This window comes from Bacteroides galacturonicus (assembly GCF_003096855.1).
GTDB classification, from domain to species: Bacteria; Bacillota; Clostridia; order Lachnospirales; family Lachnospiraceae; genus Lachnospira; species Lachnospira rogosae.
In genome coordinates, this window is sequence record NZ_QEOA01000004.1 from 369551 (window position 1) to 392867 (window position 23317).

General features: G+C 35.5%; 20 protein-coding genes, 1 tRNA gene and 1 other RNA gene. 19 read left to right on the forward strand and 3 right to left on the reverse strand.

Features of this window, described 5'->3' with window-relative positions; translation table 11 throughout:
• Positions 1–28 precede the first annotated feature (28 nt).
• Positions 29–946 (forward strand): DUF5688 family protein, encoded by a 918-nt coding sequence (locus C7390_RS06635; protein WP_055174266.1) that lies wholly within the window; start codon positions 29–31, stop codon positions 944–946.
• Between the two features lies 1 nt (position 947).
• On the opposite strand, the gene C7390_RS06640 is transcribed toward C7390_RS06635, so the two are convergent.
• A tRNA-Arg gene (locus tag C7390_RS06640) sits at positions 948–1021 on the reverse strand.
• 287 nt (positions 1022–1308) lie between these two features.
• Here C7390_RS06640 and C7390_RS06645 point away from each other — a divergent pair.
• From C7390_RS06645 to C7390_RS06675, 7 genes are all read left to right on the forward strand, one after another.
• Positions 1309–2007 (forward strand): pseudouridine synthase, encoded by a 699-nt coding sequence (locus tag C7390_RS06645; protein WP_055174267.1) that lies wholly within the window; start codon positions 1309–1311, stop codon positions 2005–2007.
• 100 nt (positions 2008–2107) lie between these two features.
• A complete protein-coding gene (ligA, locus tag C7390_RS06650; RefSeq protein WP_055174268.1) occupies positions 2108–4075 on the forward strand; it encodes an NAD-dependent DNA ligase LigA in 1968 nt (655 codons plus the stop codon).
• Between the two features lie 64 nt (positions 4076–4139).
• Positions 4140–5072, forward strand: coding sequence for a homoserine O-acetyltransferase MetA (metA, locus tag C7390_RS06655; RefSeq protein ID WP_022502071.1), 933 nt, complete (start codon positions 4140–4142; stop codon positions 5070–5072).
• 38 nt (positions 5073–5110) lie between these two features.
• Positions 5111–5293, forward strand: a complete 183-nt coding sequence (locus tag C7390_RS06660) for a hypothetical protein (RefSeq protein WP_022502070.1) — start codon at positions 5111–5113, stop codon at positions 5291–5293.
• A 486-nt stretch (positions 5294–5779) separates the two neighbouring features.
• On the forward strand, positions 5780–6028 hold the full coding sequence (locus tag C7390_RS06665) for a type II toxin-antitoxin system Phd/YefM family antitoxin (protein ID WP_055174270.1): 249 nt from the start codon (positions 5780–5782) through the stop codon (positions 6026–6028).
• 4 nt (positions 6029–6032) lie between these two features.
• Positions 6033–6329 (forward strand): Txe/YoeB family addiction module toxin, encoded by a 297-nt coding sequence (locus tag C7390_RS06670; protein ID WP_022502221.1) that lies wholly within the window; start codon positions 6033–6035, stop codon positions 6327–6329.
• 105 nt (positions 6330–6434) lie between these two features.
• The gene (locus C7390_RS06675) at positions 6435–6674 is read left to right on the forward strand and encodes a hypothetical protein (protein WP_242858672.1); all 240 of its coding nucleotides are present in this window, start codon (positions 6435–6437) and stop codon (positions 6672–6674) included.
• Here the strand turns inward: C7390_RS06675 and C7390_RS06680 are convergent.
• Positions 6650–8206, reverse strand: a complete 1557-nt coding sequence (locus C7390_RS06680; protein WP_116443832.1) for an oligosaccharide flippase family protein — start codon at positions 8204–8206, stop codon at positions 6650–6652. The genes C7390_RS06675 and C7390_RS06680 overlap by 25 nt on opposite strands.
• A 132-nt stretch (positions 8207–8338) precedes the next feature.
• Between C7390_RS06680 and C7390_RS06685 the strand changes: the two genes are divergently transcribed.
• Positions 8339–9472: a cysteine desulfurase family protein gene (locus C7390_RS06685; RefSeq protein WP_022502218.1), complete on the forward strand. Its 1134-nt coding sequence runs from the start codon at positions 8339–8341 to the stop codon at positions 9470–9472.
• A 236-nt stretch (positions 9473–9708) separates the two neighbouring features.
• Here the strand turns inward: C7390_RS06685 and C7390_RS06690 are convergent, their stop codons facing one another.
• A complete protein-coding gene (locus C7390_RS06690; protein WP_022502217.1) occupies positions 9709–10530 on the reverse strand; it encodes a histidinol-phosphatase HisJ family protein in 822 nt (273 codons plus the stop codon).
• A gap of 307 nt (positions 10531–10837) precedes the next feature.
• Here C7390_RS06690 and C7390_RS06695 point away from each other — a divergent pair, with 307 nt between their 5' ends.
• The 10 genes from C7390_RS06695 (at position 10838) to C7390_RS06740 (ending at position 23259) form a co-directional block, all read left to right on the forward strand.
• On the forward strand, positions 10838–12535 hold the full coding sequence (locus tag C7390_RS06695) for a Na/Pi cotransporter family protein (protein WP_116443833.1): 1698 nt from the start codon (positions 10838–10840) through the stop codon (positions 12533–12535).
• A gap of 196 nt (positions 12536–12731) precedes the next feature.
• Positions 12732–13763, forward strand: coding sequence for a type I glyceraldehyde-3-phosphate dehydrogenase (gap, locus tag C7390_RS06700; protein ID WP_055174276.1), 1032 nt, complete (start codon positions 12732–12734; stop codon positions 13761–13763).
• 192 nt (positions 13764–13955) lie between these two features.
• Positions 13956–15149, forward strand: a complete 1194-nt coding sequence (locus tag C7390_RS06705; protein ID WP_055307142.1) for a phosphoglycerate kinase — start codon at positions 13956–13958, stop codon at positions 15147–15149.
• 316 nt (positions 15150–15465) lie between these two features.
• Positions 15466–16215 (forward strand): triose-phosphate isomerase, encoded by a 750-nt coding sequence (gene tpiA, locus C7390_RS06710; RefSeq protein WP_022502211.1) that lies wholly within the window; start codon positions 15466–15468, stop codon positions 16213–16215.
• 171 nt (positions 16216–16386) lie between these two features.
• A complete protein-coding gene (gene gpmI, locus C7390_RS06715) occupies positions 16387–17928 on the forward strand; it encodes a 2,3-bisphosphoglycerate-independent phosphoglycerate mutase (RefSeq protein ID WP_022502210.1) in 1542 nt (513 codons plus the stop codon).
• A 119-nt stretch (positions 17929–18047) separates the two neighbouring features.
• Positions 18048–18305 (forward strand): preprotein translocase subunit SecG, encoded by a 258-nt coding sequence (secG, locus tag C7390_RS06720; protein WP_022502209.1) that lies wholly within the window; start codon positions 18048–18050, stop codon positions 18303–18305.
• Between the two features lie 118 nt (positions 18306–18423).
• On the forward strand, positions 18424–20559 hold the full coding sequence (gene rnr / locus C7390_RS06725) for a ribonuclease R (protein ID WP_116443834.1): 2136 nt from the start codon (positions 18424–18426) through the stop codon (positions 20557–20559).
• A 35-nt stretch (positions 20560–20594) separates the two neighbouring features.
• Positions 20595–21071, forward strand: a complete 477-nt coding sequence (gene smpB / locus C7390_RS06730) for an SsrA-binding protein SmpB (protein ID WP_022502207.1) — start codon at positions 20595–20597, stop codon at positions 21069–21071.
• A 192-nt stretch (positions 21072–21263) separates the two neighbouring features.
• Positions 21264–21604: a transfer-messenger RNA gene (gene ssrA, locus C7390_RS06735) on the forward strand.
• 284 nt (positions 21605–21888) lie between these two features.
• A complete protein-coding gene (locus C7390_RS06740; RefSeq protein WP_116443835.1) occupies positions 21889–23259 on the forward strand; it encodes an MATE family efflux transporter in 1371 nt (456 codons plus the stop codon).
• The last annotated feature ends 58 nt before the right edge of the window (positions 23260–23317 follow it).

Below are 23317 nucleotides of genomic sequence, written 5' to 3' on the forward strand. Positions count from 1 at the left end.
CTATTATTTTACGAAAGGAATATATTAAATGAAAGAAACTAATACTATATCTATGATGAATTTTGAGGATTTTAAGAAAGTTATTATGAAGAAAGCTGAACCTGTAGCAGGAGAAGGTGGGACTGTTGATATAACACACGTTATAAAGAATAATGGTTGTGAATATGACGGGCTTATTATACTTAATAAGGGGAGTGTGATATCGCCAACAATATATTTGAATGATTATTATGAGCAGTATGTTAATGGTAAATCAATAGACAGTATATTTGCTGGAATTAAGGAGTTGTATTATCTGAATAAAGACAGATTATCGGTTGATACGCAGAGTCTTATGAGTTTTGAGGGGATAAAAGATAAAATTGTATACAAGCTTATTAATTACAATGCGAACAGGAAGCTGCTAAGCCTTGTGCCACACAAGAAAATACTTGACCTTGCAATGGTATATTACTGCATATTAGGGGAGATTGAGGATGGCAATGCAACAGCTCTTATATATAACAGCAATATAAAGAACTGGCACATAAAAGAAGATGAGCTGTACAGGACAGCGGTTAGTAATACACCTAAGCTTCTTCCTGTAAAGATATATGAAATGTCAGAACTTATAAAATATGTTGATACAGCAGAGGGAAGATATTCATTGGATGATCCTTGGTGCAGTAATCTTTATGTACTTACTAATAAAAGCCGAATTAATGGTGCGGCGGGCATTATGTATGAGGGAGTATTAAAGAAGCTTGCAGATAAGCTGGAGAGTGATATGTATATATTGCCTTCATCAATCCATGAAGTTATTATTCTTCCAAAGTCAACAATGTTTAATAAAGAGGAACTGATGGCTATGGTAAGAGATGTTAATACAGAGGGAGTTTCAAAAGACGAAGTTCTGTCATATACAGTGTATGAATATGACAGAAATACAGAAGAAATATATTCTTAAATGCACACAATGGGAGTCGAACCCACGACCTTTCGCTCCGGAGGCGAACGCTCTATCCAACTGAGCTATATGTGCTGATAATAATTAATAATACACTATTTTTTATAAACAAGCAAATGTTTTGATTTTGTTGTCTGTTTTTGATATTATGATATGAGTGCCTGAAGGATAAAATAATATATTCTTATTGAAAAATACATAAATACATATATGAAAATATGCAATGTATGGCATATTTAAAAATGTATAATGATATGTGGATATATAGAGAATGGAATTATTCTTCTGGCACCATAAAGTTTATGGCTTCTGATATTTAATCAGAAGGCGATAATTTTGAAAGGAGCACATATATAATATATATGCGGATAAATAAATATTTAAGTGCCAAGGGAGTATGTTCAAGGCGTGAGGCTGACAGGCTTTTAGAGGCAGGCAGGATAACAGTTGACGGGGCCGTTGCTGAATGTGGGCAGCAGGTTGATGATAATAATATTATATGTATAGATGGCAGTAAGATTTCTAATGATAAACCAGAAGATATACTTATAGCATTTAATAAGCCTGTTGGCATTGTATGTACAACAACTAACAAGCAGGGAAATAACAATATTGTTGATTATATAGGCTACAGTGAAAGAATATATCCGATAGGAAGGCTTGATAAGGAGTCGGACGGACTTATTCTTCTTACAAATAATGGTGAAATAACTGACAGGATATTACGCTCAGTTAATGGACACGAGAAAGAATACATTGTTAAAGTTAACAAGAATATAACTAAAGATTTTCTTGATAAAATGTCTGCTGGCGTGTATTTAAAAGAATTAAATGTCAAGACTAAACAGTGCAGAATATATAAAGTAAACAGCAATACATTCAGAATTGTACTGACACAGGGGCTTAACAGGCAGATAAGAAGAATGTGTCAGGAGTTGGGATATAAGGTTGAAAAGCTTACAAGAATACGGGTTATGAATATTGAACTGGGTGAGCTTGCCTGCGGCGAATACAGAGTAGTAGAGGGTGCAGAGAAAGAAAAGCTTTATAACAGCCTGTAGGGTGTGAGTGCTGCTTTTTTGCTATAGCTGGATAAGAGAAGCTTTGAAATAGGTTTATAGGTATGTATATTTAATTGTTAATCTGGAGGAATATTAAGATATGGAGAAGTTAGATAGAATTAAGGAGCTTGTTGCACTTCTTAATAAGGCAGGAAAAAGCTATTATTCAGAGGGACAGGAAATAATGTCTAATTATGAATATGATGCTTTATATGATGAACTTAAAAAGCTTGAAGAGGAAACTGGCTGTGTGCTTTCGGACAGTCCTACAGTAAATGTTGGATATGAAGTATTAAGTGAGCTTCCAAAGGAACGACACGACTCACCAATGTTAAGCCTTGATAAGACCAAAGACAGGGAAAGCTTAAGGAGCTGGTTAAAAGACCAGAAAGGATTGTTATCGTGGAAGCTTGATGGACTTACTATAGTTCTTACATATGAGAATGGAGAACTGGTAAAGGCGGTAACAAGAGGCAATGGACAGATTGGTGAAATTATTACTAACAATGCAAGAATGTTTAAGAATATACCTGTAACTATAAGTTATAAGGGAAGACTTGTGTTAAGAGGAGAAGCAATTATAACTTATTCTGATTTTAACAGAATTAATGAGGAAATTCCTGAAACAGATGCCAAGTACAAAAATCCAAGAAATCTTTGCAGTGGCTCAGTAAGACAGCTCAATAATAAGATAACAAAAGAGCGTAATGTCAATTTCTTTGCATTTACGCTTGTATCAGCAGATGGAGTAGATTTTAATAATTCAAGAAAATGCCAGTTTGAATGGCTTAAAAGCCAGGGATTTGATGTTGTTGAATATAAGGAAGTTGATAAAGATAATATACTAGATGCAATTGACTGGTTTGAGCATACAATTGTTAATAACGATTTTCCGTCAGATGGACTTGTTATTATATATGATGATATTGCTTATGGTGAATCGCTTGGAAGAACAGCGAAGTTTCCAAGAAATGCTATGGCATTCAAATGGACAGATGAAACCGCAGAAACTACATTAAAAGAGATAGAATGGAGTGCTTCAAGAACGGGACTTATTAATCCTGTGGCAATATTTGAACCGGTTGAACTGGAAGGAACTAAAGTTTCAAGGGCAAGCGTGCATAATATAAGCATAATGGAAAGCCTTAAGCTTGGAATAGGTGACACAATTAAAGTATTTAAGGCCAATATGATTATTCCGCAGATTGCAGAAAATATTACACAGAGCGGAACAGTAAGGATACCAGAAGTCTGTCCGGTATGTGGTGGAAAGACAAGGATAAGCGATGTTAATGATGTGAAATCATTGTATTGTGATAATGAACAGTGTCAGGCTAAGCACATAAAAAGCTTTGCACTTCTGGCATCAAGAGATGCACTTAATATAGACGGTTTATCAGAGGCAACTTTAGAAAAGTTCATTCAGAAAGGTTTCCTGAAAAAGAGAGGGGATATTTTCAGAATATCAAGATATAAAGATGAGATAACAGCAATGGATGGCTTTGGCGAGAAGTCTTATAATAATCTTATTGATGCACTTGAAAAGGCGAAAGATACAGATTTAGTCAGGGTTATATATGGCCTTGGAATAGATAATGTGGGACTTTCCACAGCAAGATTAATAGTTAATAAGCTTAATAATGACCCTGAGGCAGTTCTTAATGCTACAGCAGATGAACTTACTGATATAGATGGAATAGGTGAAGTTATAGCAGAGGCATTTGTTGAATATTTTAAAAATGAAGATAAGAAAGATGAGTATCTTGACATATTAAGTGAGGTTAATATTAAAGAGGCTGAAAATGTACAGACAACCGAGGAACTTGCTGGCAAGACATTTGTTATAACAGGAAATGTTAATCATTTTGCTAACCGTAATGAACTTAAGGCACTTATAGAGAGTATGGGAGGCAAGGTGACAGGTTCTGTCACAGGTAACACATCGTATCTTATTAATAATGATAGTACATCGCAGTCAACTAAGAACAAGAAAGCTGCCCAGCTTGGTGTTCCAGTGATTACGGAGGAAGAATTCATCAAGCTTGCAGGAAAAGATGAATTGTTGTAGAATACATCATTAACAGTAAGTTTGACTATATTAAAATGTGATTTACACAGGAATCGAGGTAAATATGCCAATTAAAATACAGAATGCTCTTCCAGCTAAGCACGAGTTAGAGGAAGAAAATATATTCGTGATGGACGAAAGCAGGGCACTTTCACAGGATTTCAGAGAATTGCAGATAGCAATTCTTAATCTTATGCCAATAAAGCAGGACACAGAATTGCAGTTATTAAGAGCATTATCTAATACTCCATTACAGATTGATGTGACATTTATACAGACAGAATCACACGTGTCAAAGAATACATCATCATCACATATAAAGAAATTTTATGAAACATTTTCTAATGTAAAAGACAGAAATTTCGATGGACTTATAATAACAGGAGCACCAGTTGAAAAGCTTGCATTTGAAGAAGTGAACTACTGGGATGAGCTTACAACAATAATGGAGTGGTCAAAAGAGCACGTTACATCAACACTCCACATATGCTGGGGTGCACAGGCGGGACTTTACTACCATTATGGAATTAAGAAAGTCCTTCTTGATGAGAAATTATCAGGTGTATACAAGCACCACGTTCTTAACAGAAAAGAGCCTCTTGTAAGGGGATTTGATGATTTCTTTATGGCACCACATTCAAGATATACAGAAGCGTGCAGGAAAGATATATTAAACAACAAACAGCTCAAGGTATTTGCTGATTCAGATGAAGCAGGCATATATATTGCAATAGGACAGGACGGCAAGCATATATTTGTTATGGGTCACCCTGAATATGACAGAATGACACTTGATCAGGAATATAAGAGAGATTTAGACAAGGGGCTTGAGCCACAACTTCCAGTGAACTATTATCCAGATGATGATTGCAACAGAAAGCCAGTGTTATCTTGGAGAAGCCACGCTAATAATCTTTATACTAACTGGCTGAATTATTACGTATATCAGACTACCCCTTATGACCTTAATGATAAGGTTCAGACGTATGGGAATTAGGGCTGGGATTTGTTGTTGTTTGGAAAGTAGGTGATGTTATGCTTGCAACTATGAAAAATGAATATAATAAGTTGTCAGATATTGAAAGATTTATAACAGATGGAAGATTAACAGAGCCTTCAAATGGAAAGCGTTTTGAGTGGCGTGAAATGATTGAAGAAGTTAAAAAACTAGGAAGACCATTGAAAGAGGAAGAAACAAAAAAATTTAGAATTAAGTAGTTGAATATTGCTATTTGGAGAAATAAAATAGTGATAGACATAATTATTTTGAGGTCGGAAATGGTTCCCGACATACTCTTTTGAGTACCTGAGATGATGGATACACCGCCCATCCAAAGTAGTTATGTTTTTATTATAAGCACCAACAGAGTAAAATCTTAAGGTGCTTATTTTTTACGCAATTATAATGGCTGGTCTATATCTGATGGTATAGATACTTGACGTACGCAAAAACGTACGTTATAATAATTTTGACATAAAAATTTCTACATTCAAGATAATATTTAGCATATAATTAAAGAAGAACAGATGCAAAATATAATATAATTTATAAGAGATAAGATAGAAACATATAGAGTGTAAGAGAGAAAAACATAATAGAGTGTAAGAGAGATTTAATGAGAGAATAGTAATAAAAAATAATTACATTTAGTACAAAATAGAACAGTATATTTGATTAAAGGAAAAAGGTAAGGAGATTTTATTATGTCAGCAATTAATATAACAAATGCAAGAAAGGAACTCTATAATTTGGTGGAGGACGTTAATCTCTATAGTGAACCAACTTTAATTGTAAGTAAGAAAGGTAATGCGGTTCTGATATCGGAAAGTGATTGGAATGCAATTCAGGAGACGATTTATCTTAATTCCATTCCAGGTATGGTTGAGTCCATAAAAGAAGGAATGGATACGGCAATAGAGGATTGCGTGCCCGAAGAAGATGTAGAGTGGTAAAAATATGTACCGAATAGTTTACACTAAACAGGCAGTAAAAGACATTAAGAATTTGAAAAGTGTACATCTTGATGAAAAAGCAAAAAAACTAATAGAAGTTATTAAAGAGAATCCATTTCAAAATCCACCTCCATATGAGGAATTACTTGGTAATTTACAAGGTGTATATTCAAGAAGAATAAATATTCAGCATAGATTGGTATATCAAGTGTATAATGAGCCGATTATAGCTGGTGAAATTGAGTATAATGGAACGATAAAGATTATCAGAATGTGGACACATTATGATAAAGTAAGGTAAAAATAATCAATAGAATTAAGGTGACCCAATATGATAAACGAAAAAGAAATAATGCCCTTTAATTTCTTCAAATATGGTGGCATATACACCGGTGGGCATAATGGTATGAGATATAAGATTGAGCGTACAGGCGAAAAGCCAGATTATGTACTTAATGTACTAATCTGGCAGGGTCCGTATGCCTCAACGGCGATGAAGGAAGAAGATATTACAGCTAAGGAATTTGAATATTCAGAAGAAGGCAGGAGCAGTGCAATTCAGTGGATACAAGATATGTATGATACTAACATTGACCGCTGGGAAAATGCACCATCAATTAATCAGGTAAAGTCAACCTTGGAATAGATTATTATATAGATTAAGCAGGATAATAGTATATTTGCACACAAAGAAAATATACTGTTAAGGGTCAGTGGAGTTACACAAGATAACAGGCTTGTTATTAATCTAAGTGCTATATTAGATGATGTAACTGCAATAATACTTAAGCTTAATGGAGTAATTATATTATTTATGATATCTGGCTTAAAATGATACATTTTGTAAAGCTTGATATAATGCAGGGTGCACACTAATATATTGCTGATTATAAGTCCGTAGATATATCCGGATATGCCAATTCCGGGAACGAGCAGTATTAATGAGGCTATTCTTATAGCAAGACCAGTTATGCTGTATGCACAGGTTCTTGCAGTCATATTAAGGCCGTTTAATATGCTTGCAAGGCTTGTTTTGACATATAGAAATGGACATATACAGGCAAGCATAATGGTATAATTGTATACACTGGGTTCGTGAAACAGTGTTGCTCCAAGTCTGCCAATGTATAATATAAATAGCACACAGCTCATTATACCAAGGTGCATACATATATTCACGGACTGGTGCAGAGTTGTGATTACACTGGAACTACGTTGTACAGAGTTGTCTTCTGACACTTTAGGAAGAAGCATAACAGACATTGAGTTGGTTATGGCAGACGGAAAGAGGAGCAGTGGAAGTGTCATTCCAGATATAATTCCATAAGTGCTGACAGCATTTTCTTTTGACAAGCCATATATAATAAGCTGGGCTGGGATTAATATTGCCTCAGCACTTTCAAACAGGTGCAAAAGGAGGCTGTTTAAGTTGAGCGGGAGAGCATATAGTGCAATAACTCTGATGTAAGAGGTTTTGCATGCTGAACAGCTATTGTTATTTCTAATAATTTTATTATTCTTATTATTCTTATTATTTTGTTTGTTGTTTACATAGACACATCCAATGCAGAATATATCTGCACAGACTTCACCTGCGATATTACCATATAAAGCATCAGTTACAGTTAAAGTTTCCAGATTTCCAGAAATCAGGTGATAATAGATTATCACACTGAATATTCGTATTAATTGCTCGATTATCTGTGATATTGCGGGAATAAATGTCTTTTTACAGCCGTAATAATAACCGCATATACAGCTGTGTATTGTGGATAAGGGAATACCAATTGCGATTATCTGGATAAGTGGAGCACAATCGGCGTTAAACATAAGTTTATCGGCTATTTCATATGAAAATGTGGCACATACCGCAGAAAATATACAGGATAACGGAAAACTCATTAAAAGACCACCAAGGAGTACATTGATATTTCCGTGTGTCTGTGCTGTGTATTTGGAAATTGCAGAATTAAAGCCACACATACATACAGAAAATGCAATTCCACATAAGGGAAGAACTAATTGCAGCATTCCCATTCCGTATGAGCCAATGTGTGAATTAAGAAAAATGCGGTAATAAAATCCAAGGATGCGGCATAGAAGTCCAGCGATTGTAAGGATGATAGTTCCTTTGATTACAGGAGTATATAGTAGTTGTCTGCCTGATTTGCTGCTCATAATTAAGAAAAGGCTCCGTTGTCTTTATTAACATAGTATGCAGCTTTTGAATATAATATTAATAAGTAATACAGTGGATTGTGAACTTAAATATTGACTGTATGGAAAGAGGGAAAAGCTGGGAGGAGGCATATGTTATATCTTGATAATGCGGCGACAACGCCTATGAGTTTGCCGGTGTGTAAGGCTATGTGGCAGTATATGATAAATGATTATGGAAATCCATCGTCAATATATGAATGTGGAAGAAATAATAAAAGGGCAGTTGAAGAAGCGAGGGCAAATATAGCCGGACTGATAGGCACAGAGGCTGATAATATATATTTTACATCTGGCGGAACTGAGAGCGATAACTGGGCATTAGAGGCAGCGGTTGCAGGAAAGCACGGTGGAACTATTATAGTAAGTGGAATTGAACACCCTGCAATATTAAATAAATGCAGAGATTTAGAGAAACGTGGGTATAATATAGAATATTTAAGATGCACATCGGATGGCATAATTGATATTGAGGATTTAAGAAGAAAGATAAAAGATGATACTTTGCTTATATCGGTTATGCTTGTTAATAATGAGATAGGAACAATACAGCCATTAATGCAGGTTAGTGCGGTGGCATCAGAATACGGTATTCCTGTTCATACAGATGCGGTTGCGGCATTTGGACATATTGATATTGATGTTCATAAGCTTGGAGTATCTATGCTCAGCGTGAGTGCACATAAAATATGCGGACCTAAAGGTGTTGGATTTTTGTATACAGACAGGGAGCTTGAGCCGTTAATATATGGAGGCGGACAGGAGAAAAATATGCGTTCCGGTACAGAAAATGTTGCTGGAATAATCGGACTTGCAACAGCTGCGGATATTGCTGTTAATACACTGCATTACAGAATGGAAAAAGAGTGGAATATACAAAGATATATGGCAGAGCGGATAGTTAATGAAATCCCGTATACAAGCATTAATGGCAATATGACAGGCAGGGTATCAGGAAATATTAATATCTGTTTTAAAGGTATAAGTGCAGGTGAACTTGTGCTTCTTTTGGATAAACAGGGCATATGCGTATCCTCTGGTTCAGCGTGTCACGGCAATCACGGCGGACCTTCGCACGTATTAAAGGCTATAGGAAAGACTGATGAAGAAAGCCTTGCTTCAATAAGACTTACATTTAATCATACATTAAATCGAAATCAGGCTGATTACTGCATTGATTGTATTAAGAAAAATGTTGCAGCATTACGGGAAATTAAAAATGATTAAAATAAATCTTGGAACTATAAAAAATAATGCACTTTACAAAAAGTGAAAAATATATCAAAGGATTAATATAATATCAGCCCATAAGGTATGAAAGAAAAATCCATACTGAGGGGCTGATATATGCTGTAAATTAATGCTGCAGATGCAGTGGCAGATACTTGGTCTTTTCAGATATTAATAAACATATATGGAGCAATCAGTCTACAGAAAAGCTGGTGATGATAACCCTTATGTGCTTATATAGATACGAATTCAGGCTTTCTTTCCTTGAATATAGTATAATAGTTAAATCCTGTATTTTTAAGCATATCAGTGATTATTTCATAGGAATATGCAATATGGCAGGCTTTATGGGCATCAGAACCTGTTGTTATAATCTCGCCGCCAAGTGAGCGGTACATTTTTACTATATCAAGGCAGGGATTAGGATTTTTAAGTCCGTATTTAAGTCCTGCGGTATTGATTTCAATGCCTTTGCCCTTGTCAATAAGAAGTCTTAGGATTGTATCGAAATAATCATAATAATCTTTCCAGTTATAATCATTATCCTGATCAGGAGCATATCTTACAATATAATCAAGATGTCCGTATACATCAAAGTTATCGCAAGTTTTAATGCAGTCGGTTATTGCTTCATAATATCTGCTTATTGCATCTTTTACGGACACATTATCCCAGAATTCAGGATAATAAGGGTCGTTGCCATATACAAGATGTGATGAACCAATTATAAAATCAAGTCTGCCAGTAGGGTCGTAGTTGTTGATTTTATCTTTAGCAGAAGAAAGAAGTCCCTGTTCGACACCAATTCCAATAAAAATATCATTTTTATAACGCTCTTTTAATTCAAGCAGTTCGTCTGTATATTTGTCATAATCAAGGGCAAATACAACATTTCCGTCCTCTAAAGGGTAATCGTAGTCGTTGTGTTCTGTAAAACATATGCTTTTTAACTGCATATTGATGGCATTTTTGATTATATTCTCAGGAGTTTCGGTTGAATCAGACGAAAAATGCGAGTGAAGATGCCAGTCTGAAAGTTCAGGATAAGTTCTCATATATGTCTTCTCCATTTCATAAGTAAAATTAGATTGTTATTATGTGGGCTGCTAAACAATCACGATGTATAAGTGAGCAGTAAAGATTATTCTGATACTCACATCATATTTATAATTATTATATTGTTGATTATAGCATTATTAGTTTGAAAATGGTACTAAAGCCCTTGAAAATATTTGAATTGATTGTTATTATGTAAACGTATTTTTACATTCTTTACACAAAATGCACAATTTCTTTACTTTTATTAAGTATAGATAAATCTTTATTAACAGATAATTAGTATGTGCAGGACAGGAGAAAAAAGTGAATATTGAGTTAGTTGGCAATTTGTTTATGTTTGCAGGCGGCATCGGTATGTTCTTATATGGAATGAACATAATGGCAGATGGTATGCAAAAGTCAGCGGGAAGCAAGATGAAACAGCTCATAGGCTATCTTACAAGGAACAGATTATTAGCTGTTCTTGTTGGAGCATTTATAACAGCCATAATTCAGAGTAGTGGCGCGACAACAGTTATGGTTGTTGGATTTGTTAATGCTGGTCTTATGACACTTGTACAGGCTGTAGGAGTTATAATGGGTGCTAACATTGGTACAACCATAACAGCATGGATTGTATCTTTAGGACAGCTCGGAGATGCTGTCAAAGTGTTAAAGCCATCATTTTATGCACCTCTGCTTGTAGGAATCGGTGCAATTCTTGTATTGTTTAGTAAGAAGCCTAAAAAGAAAATGGCAGGAGAGATAGTTGTAGGTATCGGACTTTTATTCTTAGGACTTGATTTTATGTCAGAGTCGATATCTCCATATACAGATGCACCTATTTTTTCAAAAGCGTTTGAAGTGGTAGGAAGTAATCCGTTATTGGGTATTGCAATTGGTATTGTAGTAACAGCAATTTTACAAAGCTCTTCAGCATCAGTAGGTATATTACAGACACTCGCAATTAATGGAGTGGTTACTACCAATGCGGCAGTATTTATTACGTTGGGGCAGAATATAGGTTCGTGTGTAACTGCAATTATATCAAGTGCTGGTACAACAAGGAATGCAAAGAGAGCAGCTTGTATGCATCTTTTATTTAATGTTGCGGGAGCAGTTATATTTGGAACAGGTGCTTTTATATTATTTATGTTTAAACCTGCGTTAGCTGTGCATAATATAACAAGTGTGGAAATATCTATATTCCATACGTTCTTTAACATAATATGTACAACTATAATGATGCCATTTGGAAGTCTGCTTGTTAAACTTTCAGGCATAATTATAAGAGAGAAGACTGAAGATGAAGAAAATGCTTCATTAGAGGCAAGCGATAGTTATGCGGCAGAGTTATCAAGACATTTTGACAGCAGAATATTAGAACAGCCATCAGTAGCGGTTAACAGGGCACTCAGCGAAGTTATCATAATGGGCAATCTGTCACTGGATAATATAAAATATTCGGTAAGTGCTGTTATGAACAATGATCAGGATATGATAGACAAAGTCATAGAGACGGAACACAAGGTTGACCTCTATGAAAAGTATCTTACAGAATATCTCATAAAGGTTAATAATCTTTCCATAACGGAAGAACAGCATTTACTTATTAATGATTTATTCCATGCGATTATTGATATTGAGAGAGTGTCAGACCATGCAGAGAATATGTCTGATCTTGCCAAATACAAGATAGATAATGAAATAATATTCTCCCAGCATGGAATGGAAGAACTCAAGAAGTTATCTGAAAAGGTTATTGTCTGTTTCTCAGAGGCAATTAAAGCCAGGGAAAAGTTCAGCAGGGTTGCAGCAGATAATGTATGCCGTATAGAAGACGAGGTTGATGATTTAGAAGAAGAATTAAGAAATAAACATATCGAGAGATTATCTTCTGGATTATGTAAGCCATCTAATGGCGTTGTATTCCTTGATATTTTGTCTAATCTTGAGAGAATGTCAGATCACGCTAATAATCTTGCGGACTGTGTGTTAGCAGAGATAAAAGAGAAAAAATAAGCTGATTAGTGAGTTTCAGAACAGACTAGATATAATAAGATTAATGGAATATGGTAAAAAGTTTAATTTGAATGGCGAAATATACAATAATTTGTAAAAAATAGGAATTAACACTTGATATTTTAAATTGTTTTATGTAGAATACAATGTAGTTGATTTTTTATTAACAATCTTTATATTAGGAGGATTTATTTTTATGTCAGTAAAAGTTGCGATTAATGGTTTTGGACGTATCGGTAGACTTGCATTCAGACAGATGTTCGGTGCAGAAGGATACGAAGTAGTTGCTATCAACGATTTAACAAGCCCTAAGATGTTAGCTCATCTTTTAAAGTATGATTCATCACAGGGAAGATATGTTGATTTCGGTGAGGAAGATCAGGTAACAGCTGATGATGAAGCAGGTACAATTACAGTAAAGGGTAAGACAATTAAGATCTACAAAGAGCCAGATGCTAACAACTGCCCATGGGGAGATCTTGATGTTGACGTAGTTCTTGAGTGCTCAGGTTTCTATACATCAAAGGCTAAGGCTCAGGCTCATATCAATGCAGGTGCTAAGAAGGTTGTTATCTCAGCTCCAGCTGGTAACGATTTAAAGACAATCGTTTACAATGTTAACCACGAAACACTTACAGCAGATGATCAGATTATCTCAGCTGCTTCTTGTACAACTAACTGCTTAGCTCCTATGGCTAAGGCTCTTAATGACTGTGCAACAATCGAATCAGGTATTATGTGCACAATTCACGCTTACACAGGTGACCAGATGATACTTGATGGACCTCAGAGAAAGGGTGATTTAAGAAGATCAAGAGCTGGTGCTTGCAACATCGTTCCTAACTCAACAGGTGCTGCTAAGGCTATCGGTCTTGTTATCCCAGAACTTAATGGAAAGCTTATTGGAGCTGCTCAGAGAGTTCCTACACCTACAGGTTCTACAACAATCCTTAACGCTGTTGTAGCTAAGAAGGTTACTGTTGATGAAGTTAATGCTGCTATGAAGGCTGCTGCTACAGAAAGCTTTGGTTACAATGAAGAACTTATCGTATCAAGTGATATCGTTGGAATGAGATTTGGTTCATTATTCGATGCTACACAGACAATGGTTAACGAACTTCCAAACGGTGGCTGCCAGGTTCAGGTAGTTTCTTGGTATGATAACGAGAACTCATACACAAGCCAGATGGTTAGAACAATTAAGTACTTCGCTGAATTAAGCAAGTAATTATAATATACATTGACCATTAAGGGTTAATTTATTTAACTTGTAATAATACCGGAGATGAGAATTCATTCTCCGGTATTTTGATAAGTATGTTAAGACTGTCCTGATGTATGGCGGGACAGAACAGGCATACCTGGGTTGTTTACAGGTCACTGTCAATAAGCTAGTAATGATAATTTGGAGGATATAGATATGCTTAATAAGAAGTCAGTTGATGATATCAACGTTAATGGCAAAAGAGTTTTATGCAGATGTGATTTTAATGTACCATTAGATGGTGATAAGATTACAGATGAAACACGTCTTGTTGCTGCACTTCCAACAATAAAGAAGTTAATAGCTGATGGAGGAAAGGTTATTCTTTGCTCACATCTTGGTAAGCCAAAGGGAGCTGATAAGGCATTTTCATTAGCACCAGTTGCTAAAAGACTTTCAGAGCTTCTTGGACAGGAAGTTAAGTTCGCTGCTGATGATACAGTAGTTGGTGACAATGCAAGAGCTGCTGTTGAAGCTATGAATAATGGAGATGTTATTCTTCTTGAGAATACACGTTTCAGAGCAGAAGAGACAAAGAATGGTGATGAATTCTCTAAGGATTTAGCTTCAATCGCTGATGTATTTGTTAATGATGCTTTCGGTACAGCACACAGAGCACACTGCTCTAACGTAGGTGTAACAAAGTATGTTGATACAGCAGTAGTTGGTTACCTTATGCAGAAAGAAATAGATTTCCTTGGAAATGCTGTTAATAATCCAGTAAGGCCTTTCGTAGCTATTCTTGGTGGTTCAAAGGTGTCTTCAAAGATTTCTGTTATTAACAACCTTCTTGATAAGGTTGATACACTTATTATCGGTGGCGGTATGTCATACACATTCCAGAAGGCTCATGGTGGTCACGTTGGACAGTCATTAGTTGAAGAAGATTATCTTGACTATGCTAAGGAAATGATGGCTAAGGCTGAAGCTAAGGGTGTTAAGATGCTTATTCCTGTTGATACAGTAGTAACAAAGGAATTCAAGAACGATACTCCTTTCCATGTAGTTGAAGCTGGATGCCAGGAAGATGATGATATGGGTATGGATATCGGACCTAAGACTTGTGAGCTTTACAAGGATGCTCTTAAGGATGCCAAGACAGTAGTATGGAATGGACCTATGGGTGTATTTGAATTCCCTAACTTTGCAAAGGGAACTATTGCTGTTGCAGAAGAATTAGCTCAGCTTACAGATGCTACTACAATTATCGGTGGTGGTGATTCAGCAGCCGCAGTTAATAACCTTGGTTTCGGTGATAAGATGACACATATTTCAACAGGTGGCGGTGCTTCACTTGAATTCCTTGAAGGTAAGGAACTCCCAGGTGTAGTAGCAGCTAATGACAAATAGAGTGTTTACTGACATAAACATATAGCTTTGATTGGTTAATTGACAGTTAATTCAGTCGGGCAATACACAAAAGGAGCTGTATATTGATATATACGGCTCCTTTTGTTTGAAAATAATCATAAAACTAAGCTTGTCTTAATACAATATGTTGTATATATAAAATGCTTAGGTACATACATTGTATTTATTTTAAATATTTGCATTATTAGTGGCTTTTTATAAATTTGTATGATATAATTTTTTTATTAAAATAACTGAGCTGGTAATAATGATGAATAAGCTAATCAGTTATATTGTATGGAGGCGTGATTGTAGTATGAGGAAGAAGATAGTTGCGGGAAACTGGAAAATGAATATGACACCAAAGGAAGCAGTATCGCTTGTATGTGAGCTTCGTGATAAGTTCTCTAATCGTGATGTTGATGTAGTGTTTTGTGTTCCATCAATAGACATTATACCAGTTGTAGACGCAGTCAAAGGAACAGATATTAAGGTTGGTGCCGAGAATATGCACTATGAAGAAAAAGGTGCATATACGGGTGAGATTTCACCAGGAATGTTAAAAGAGGCTGGTGTTGATTATGTTATAGTTGGACATTCAGAAAGAAGACAATATTTTGGTGAAGATGATGAGTGCATCAACCGCAAAGTAAGAAAAGCAATTGAATATGGATTGACACCTATTATATGCTGTGGTGAGACTATCCAGCAGAGAGAAGAAGGCATAACATTGGATTTCATTAATAAGCAGATTGACGCAGCATTTTTACAGGTGTCAGCTAAAGATGCTATGAAGTGTGTTATTGCATATGAACCTATATGGGCTATTGGAACAGGCAGGGTTGCTACATCAGCTCAGGCTCAGGAAGTATGTGAGGCTATAAGATTAGATATAAGGAAGTTATATGGAGAAGAAGCAGCTTCTTCAATAAGAATTCTTTATGGAGGTTCTGTTAATGCTGGTAATGCTGCAGAATTATTCAGGCAGCCTGATATAGATGGCGGTCTTGTAGGCGGTGCAAGTCTTAAGCCGGATTTTTGTGAAATTGTTAATTACAATATATAATAAGATACATAGTAAGCCATATACGGAAGTAATTCCAGGTATGGCTTATTGCTTTTTAATATAATTATAATTATTCTAAATTGCAAATTAGTAATAAGTATGCTATCATACAACAGGAATAATTAGAGAGAATATTAAAGATATTGCTATCTTAGAAAAGAGGAAAATAATATGAGTAAGAAACCAGTTGTATTAATGGTACTTGATGGTTATGGTTTAAGTGATAGAACAGAGGGTAATGCAATAGCTATGGCTAATACTCCTGTTATGGATAAGTTAATGAAAGAATATCCATTTGTTAAGGGTAACGCATCTGGACTTTATGTAGGTCTTCCAGATGGTCAGATGGGTAATTCAGAAGTTGGACATATGAATATTGGTGCTGGCAGGATTATATATCAGGATCTTACAAGAATAACAAAGGCTATAGAAGACGGAGAGTTCTATAAGAATGAAGAACTTCTTGCTGCTATGGAGAATTGCAAGAAGAATAATTCCGATTTACATCTTTTCGGACTTTTATCAGATGGTGGTGTTCATAGCCACATTTCACATATATATGGTTTACTTGAGATGGCTAAGAAGAATGGAGTTTCTAATGTATATGTACACGCTTTCCTTGATGGACGTGATACACCTCCAGCTTCAGCTAAAGATTTTGTAGCCAGGCTTGAAGACAAGATGGCAGAGATTGGTGTTGGTAAAGTAGCTTCTTTAGCGGGAAGATACTATGCTATGGATAGAGATAATAACTGGGACAGAGTAAAGGAAGCATATCTTTCACTTACAACAGGTGAAGGAAAGTCAGCAGATAATGCAGTTAAGGCACTTGAAGAGTCTTATGCGGCAGATGTTACAGATGAATTCGTTGTTCCTACAGTAATAACAGAGAATGGCAAGCCACTTTCAGTTGTTAAGCCTGACGATTCAGTAATATTCTTTAACTTCCGTCCAGATAGAGCAAGAGAGATGACAAGAGCTTTCTGTGATGATAAGTTTACAGGTTTTGAAAGAGAATATATTCCAACTACATTTGTATGCTTCAAGGATTATGATGAATCAATCCCTAACAAGTTAGTTGCATTCAAGAAAGAAGAAATCAAGAATACATTTGGCGAATTCCTTGCTAATAATGGCAAGAAGCAGCTTCGTCTTGCTGAGACAGAGAAGTATGCACATGTAACATTTTTCTTTAATGGTGGTGTTGAAGATCCTAATGTAGATGAGTTCAGACTTCTTGTTAACTCACCTAAGGATGTCCCAACATATGACCTTAAGCCAGAGATGAGTGCTCCAGAGGTTGGTATGGATTTAGTTGAGGCAATTAAGTCAGATAAGTATGATGTTATCGTAATCAACTTCGCGAACCCTGATATGGTTGGTCACACAGGTGTTATTCCGGCAGCAGTTAAGGCTGTAGAAAAGGTAGATGAGCTTGTTGGCAAGGCTGTACAGGCTGTTAAGGATGTTGACGGAGTATTATTCATATGTGCTGACCATGGTAACGCAGAGAAGATGATAGATTATGAAACAGGTGCACCACATACAGCACATACAACTAATCCAGTTCCATTTATTCTTGTCAATTATGATGAAGCATATACACTTAGAGAAGGTGGAAGACTTTGTGATATAGCTCCAACTCTTATTGAGATTATGGGAATGGAGAAGCCGGCAGAGATGACAGGAGAATCACTTCTTATTAAGAAATAATTCATAGATAGGATTATATAGTGCACAGATGGACAATTAGTTATAGATATTAGTTGCACATTTAATATTTATTTGTTATAATCAATTCATTGTGATTATTGCAATAGGAGGTTTGATATATGTTTGGTATGTCATGGGCTGATACATTAAGAATAGTCTTAATGGGTATATTTATATTAGTATGTATATTTTTAACAATAGTAGTTCTTATGCAGGAAAGTAAACAGAATGGTTTATCAGGTGCTATTAGTGGTGCTGCTGATACTTACTGGGGTAAGAATAAAGGTCGTTCAATGGAAGGTAAGCTTGTAACTATTACTAAAGTTCTTGCTGTATTATTCGTTGTAATAGCTATTATTTTAAATATTAATTTCTAATTGATAACATTAACGCTCTTAAGATATAGTATCTTAAGGGCGTTTTTGTGTAATAAATATTAAATATATATTATATTGCAGATTGATATTGAATTATAGTAATGGAATGGAGGAAACTATGAAAAGTAGTGTTTTCAAGGAAAGAAGGAATAACCTTGCTGATTTGATACTCAATAATGAATTATATGTTCCTATGAAGACAAAGGAGATAGCAATTCTTCTTGGTATTCCAAAAGAATTAAGACACGAACTTCAGGAGGTTCTTGATTCTTTGGTTGCAGACGGAACTATAGGTGTAAGCAAGAAAGGCAAGTATATGAAGCCTGACAATGTTGCACTTGTGGGAACATTTGAGAGTACAAGCAGGGGGTTTGGTTTTGTTGTTGTAGATGGGCAGGATGATGATATATTTGTCAAAGCAAGTGATACTAAGGATGCTTTTTATCACGACAAAGTTAAAGTTGTAATTACAGCACAGAAGAATGGTGATAGAAGACGTGAAGGTAAGATAATAGAGATATTAGACCACGAAGTTAAGACTTTGGTTGGAACATATCAGAAGAATAAGAATTTTGGATTTGTTGTGCCTGATAACCAGAAGATTGGCTGTGATATATTCGTATCTAAGGAACACGAAATAGGAGCGGTTACAGGCAGTAAAGTAGTAGTTAAGATAAGCAGCTACGGCAGTGCAAGAAAGAATCCTGAGGGTAAGATAATTGAAGTAATAGGACATATGGATGATCCGGGAACAGACATTTTATCAATAGTAAAAGCTTATGACCTGCCAGAAGAATTTCCGGATAGTGTTAAGAAGGAATTAAAGGGCATACCAGATGAGGTTGATGGCAATGATATAGCAGGCAGGACGGATCTGCGAGATGTTGTTATGGTGACAATAGACGGCGAGGATTCTAAGGATTTAGATGATGCAGTATCATTAACTAAAGAAAATGATATATATCATCTTGGTGTGCATATTGCTGATGTAAGCCATTATGTTAAAGAGGACAGTCCACTTGATAAGGAAGCTCTTAAGAGAGGAACAAGCGTGTATCTGGTTGACAGGGTTATTCCTATGATACCGCACCAGCTTTCCAATGGAATATGTTCGCTGAATGAAGGCTGTGACAGACTGGCATTAAGCTGTCTTATGGATATAGATATGAAAGGTAACATAATAGGCCATAAGATATGCGAGTCAGTTATCAATGTAAATAGAAGAATGACTTATACATCTGTTAAAAAGATACTTGAAGATAATGATAAAGAAGAATGTGCAAAGTACAGAGAGCTTGTAGATATGTTTAAGCTTATGCAGGAATGTGCAGATATATTAAGAAAGAAAAGATTTAAGAGGGGTTCAATAGATTTTGACTTTCCTGAATCTAAGATTATTCTTGATAAAGATGGACGGCCTGTAGATATTAAGCCATATGACAGAAATGTAGCAACTAAGCTTATAGAAGATTTTATGCTTGCTGCTAATGAGACAGTAGCAGAAGATTATTTCTGGCAGGAAGTACCATTTATTTATAGAACACACGAAAATCCTGACCCGGAAAAGATATTAAAATTATCTACATTTATTAATAATTTTGGATATTCAATGCATATAACTGATGAAATTCATCCTAAAGAATTACAGAAGCTTCTTGAAAAAATAGCGGGAAGTGACGAGGAAAATCTTATAAGCAGACTTACATTAAGGTCTATGAAGAAGGCTAAGTATACAGCGGAATGTATTGGACATTTCGGACTTGCGGCAAAATATTACTGCCATTTTACTTCGCCAATAAGAAGATATCCGGATTTGCAAATTCATAGAATAATTAAAGAATGTCTTCATGGAGGAATGAGTGAGAAGCGAAAGCTTCATTATGATAAAATCCTTCCAGATGTTGCAGAACAGGCGAGTGCAACTGAACGCCGTGCAGATGAGGCAGAAAGAGATACTGATAAGCTGAAAATGGTTCAGTATATGAGTGCACATATCGGAGAGTATTTTGATGGTGTAATATCAGGAGTAACGAATTGGGGCATATATGTTGAACTTCCTAATACAATAGAAGGAATGGTTTCTGTCAATAATATGCGTGGTTACTATGTATTTGATGAAAATCATTACGAGATGTTTAATGAAACAACTCATAAGACATATAAGCTTGGACAGAAAGTCAGGGTTGTTGTTGTTGATACTAATGCAATATCAAGAACGATAGATTTTATGTTTGCACAGGATTATGAAGAATAGTAAGCAATTAAGTAATTAGATAATGGAGGATATGTATGGGCAAAGACAGCGCAAGCGGCAACAGATTAATTGCCAACAACAAGAAAGCGTATTTTGATTACTTTATAGAAGATAAGCTTGAAGCAGGGCTTGAACTTTGCGGAACTGAGGTTAAGTCAATAAGACAGGGAAAATGTTCTATCAAAGAGTCATATATACAGATAATTAATGGGGAAGTATTTGCCATTAATATGAATATCACACCTTATGAAAAAGGTAATATTTTCAATAAAGACCCATTAAGACCTAAGAAGCTGCTTCTTCATAAAAGTGAGATTAATAAGCTTGCAGGACAGCTTTCTACCAAGGGCTATACACTTGTGCCATTGCAGGTTTATCTGAAATATGGCAAGGTTAAAATGCAGATAGGTCTTGCAAAAGGTAAGAAGAATTACGATAAGAGAGATTCAATAGCGAAGAAAGACCAGCAGCGGGAGGCAGCTAAGGACTTTAAGATTAGAAATCTGGGGTAGGTTTTGAATGGTTAGATTGCAATGATGAGGGTGTTCGGCTGGTAAAGGCAAAACTTTTAAGGTGAGCACTTTTGTGCTCATCTTATCATAATTTATAAAAAAATTAATTTTTTATTTATAAGAATATATTGACTTTAAGTGGTATATAATGTTATATATTATATGGTCGTTAAAGACTATAATTTAATATATGGGCTTGTAAAGGTTTCGACAGGGGTTTTGAAACTGGTGAAGCTATCCGTATGCAATGCGTTAAATGGCAAACTTAAATATAAACGCTGAAGATAATTTAGCATACGCTGCCTAAGTTGCAGCAGTCTGACCTAGAGCACTCACACTTTAGGATCCAGGCTTCGAATATGTGAGAAACGACATAGCTTAAGCTTTGCGGTTATGGACGTATTATGAAGCTACTAAGTGCATAAGGGTGTTAGTTCCCGTATGCATAAGGGAATGTCAAATAACTGACTATGATAGTAGAAGAACAGCGGATGGGCTTTTGGACAGGGGTTCGACTCCCCTCAGGTCCACTTAGCAACTTTTCAATTTTTATATTAACAAAAGAATATGTCATTATAAAAATTTCTTATAAAAACCAGAGCAATTTTTATTTGACTTTTTAAAAAATAAGAAATATAATATCTAACAAACGAGTAGCAGACTAGCGTAAATCCAGTTTTGCTGCTCTTTTTTTGTGCGTAATTATACGCATTTTAATAATTATATAATTGTCATTAAAAAGTGTGTAGCTTATCAGCGTAAGTCCAGCTTACGGGATAAATACACACTTTTTTTATGCAGAAAAAGGAGGATTTTGATGGCAGAAAGTAACAGAATGAGAGAAATGCCAGTAAATAGGCTTATGGTACAGATGGGTATACCAATGATTTTATCAATGGCATTACAGGCGGTTTACAATATTGTAGACAGTGCATTCGTTGGAAATATGAAAGTTGGAAGTGAAGCGGCACTTAATGCACTGACATTGGTATTTCCTGTTCAAATGCTTATGGTGGCAATAGGAATTGGAACAGGTGTAGGAACAAATGCACTTCTTGCAAGAACGCTTGGACAAGGTAATAACAAGAAAGCTGCCAAGATTGCAGGAAACAGTCTGTTTCTTGGAGTAATTATTTATGCGGTATGTTTATTATTTGGTGTTTTTGGGGTGAAAGCATATATTTCTTCACAGACTGTTGATACAGAAGTTATTTTGATGGGAGTAAGCTATCTTAGAATATGTTGTGTTATTTCCTTTGGAATTATATTCTTTTCGTTGTTTGAGAAATTATTGCAGGCAACAGGACGTTCACTTTATTCCACAATAGGACAGGTAGTTGGGGCAGTTGTAAATATTGTTCTGGACCCAATTATGATATATGGTATAGGACCTGTTCCGCAGATGGGAGTAAAAGGTGCTGCATATGCAACAGTTATTGGCCAGGTTGTATCGGCAGGATTATTATTTATTTTCCATATGAAATTAAATAAGGAATTTGAGCATAGTGTTAAATATATGAAACCAGATGCCGGAATTATAAAAGAAATTTATGCAATCGGACTTCCAGCGATTATAGCACAGGCACTTATGTCTATTATGGTTTATGTTATGAATTTGAATTTGAAGTTCAATCCTTCTGCACAGACGGCATATGGACTATTTTATAAAGTTCAGCAGTTTGTATTGTTCTTAGCTTTTGGTTTAAGAGATGCAATTACACCAATAATAGCATTTGCTTATGGAATGGGAAGTAGAAAGAGAATAGAAGACGGAATAAAATATGGTCTTATATATACAATTGTACTTATGATTGCAGGGGCAGCAATTACAGAGATTTTTCCAGGTGCATTTGCAGCTTTATTTAATGCAGGGCAGTCAAGAGAATATTTCATAGGAGCAATGAGAATTATTTCAATAAGTTTTATATTTGCAGGAATAAATGTTGCGTATCAGGGAATTTATCAGGCATTAAATGGTGGAATAGAGTCACTGGTTATATCGCTTCTTAGACAGCTTATTATAATATTGCCATTGGCGGGAATATTTTCTGCTTTTGTAAGAAATGGACAGGCTGGTGTATCGCTTATCTGGTGGGCATTTCCAATAACAGAGATTATCGCTTGTCTGGCTGGATATGTATTTTTAAAGAAAATCAGAAAAAATAAAGTAGAGAAGTTAAGTGAATAAATTCATAAAATGGATTAGTCTGTGACAAATCTGAAATAAGAAAAATTTTAATTGAATG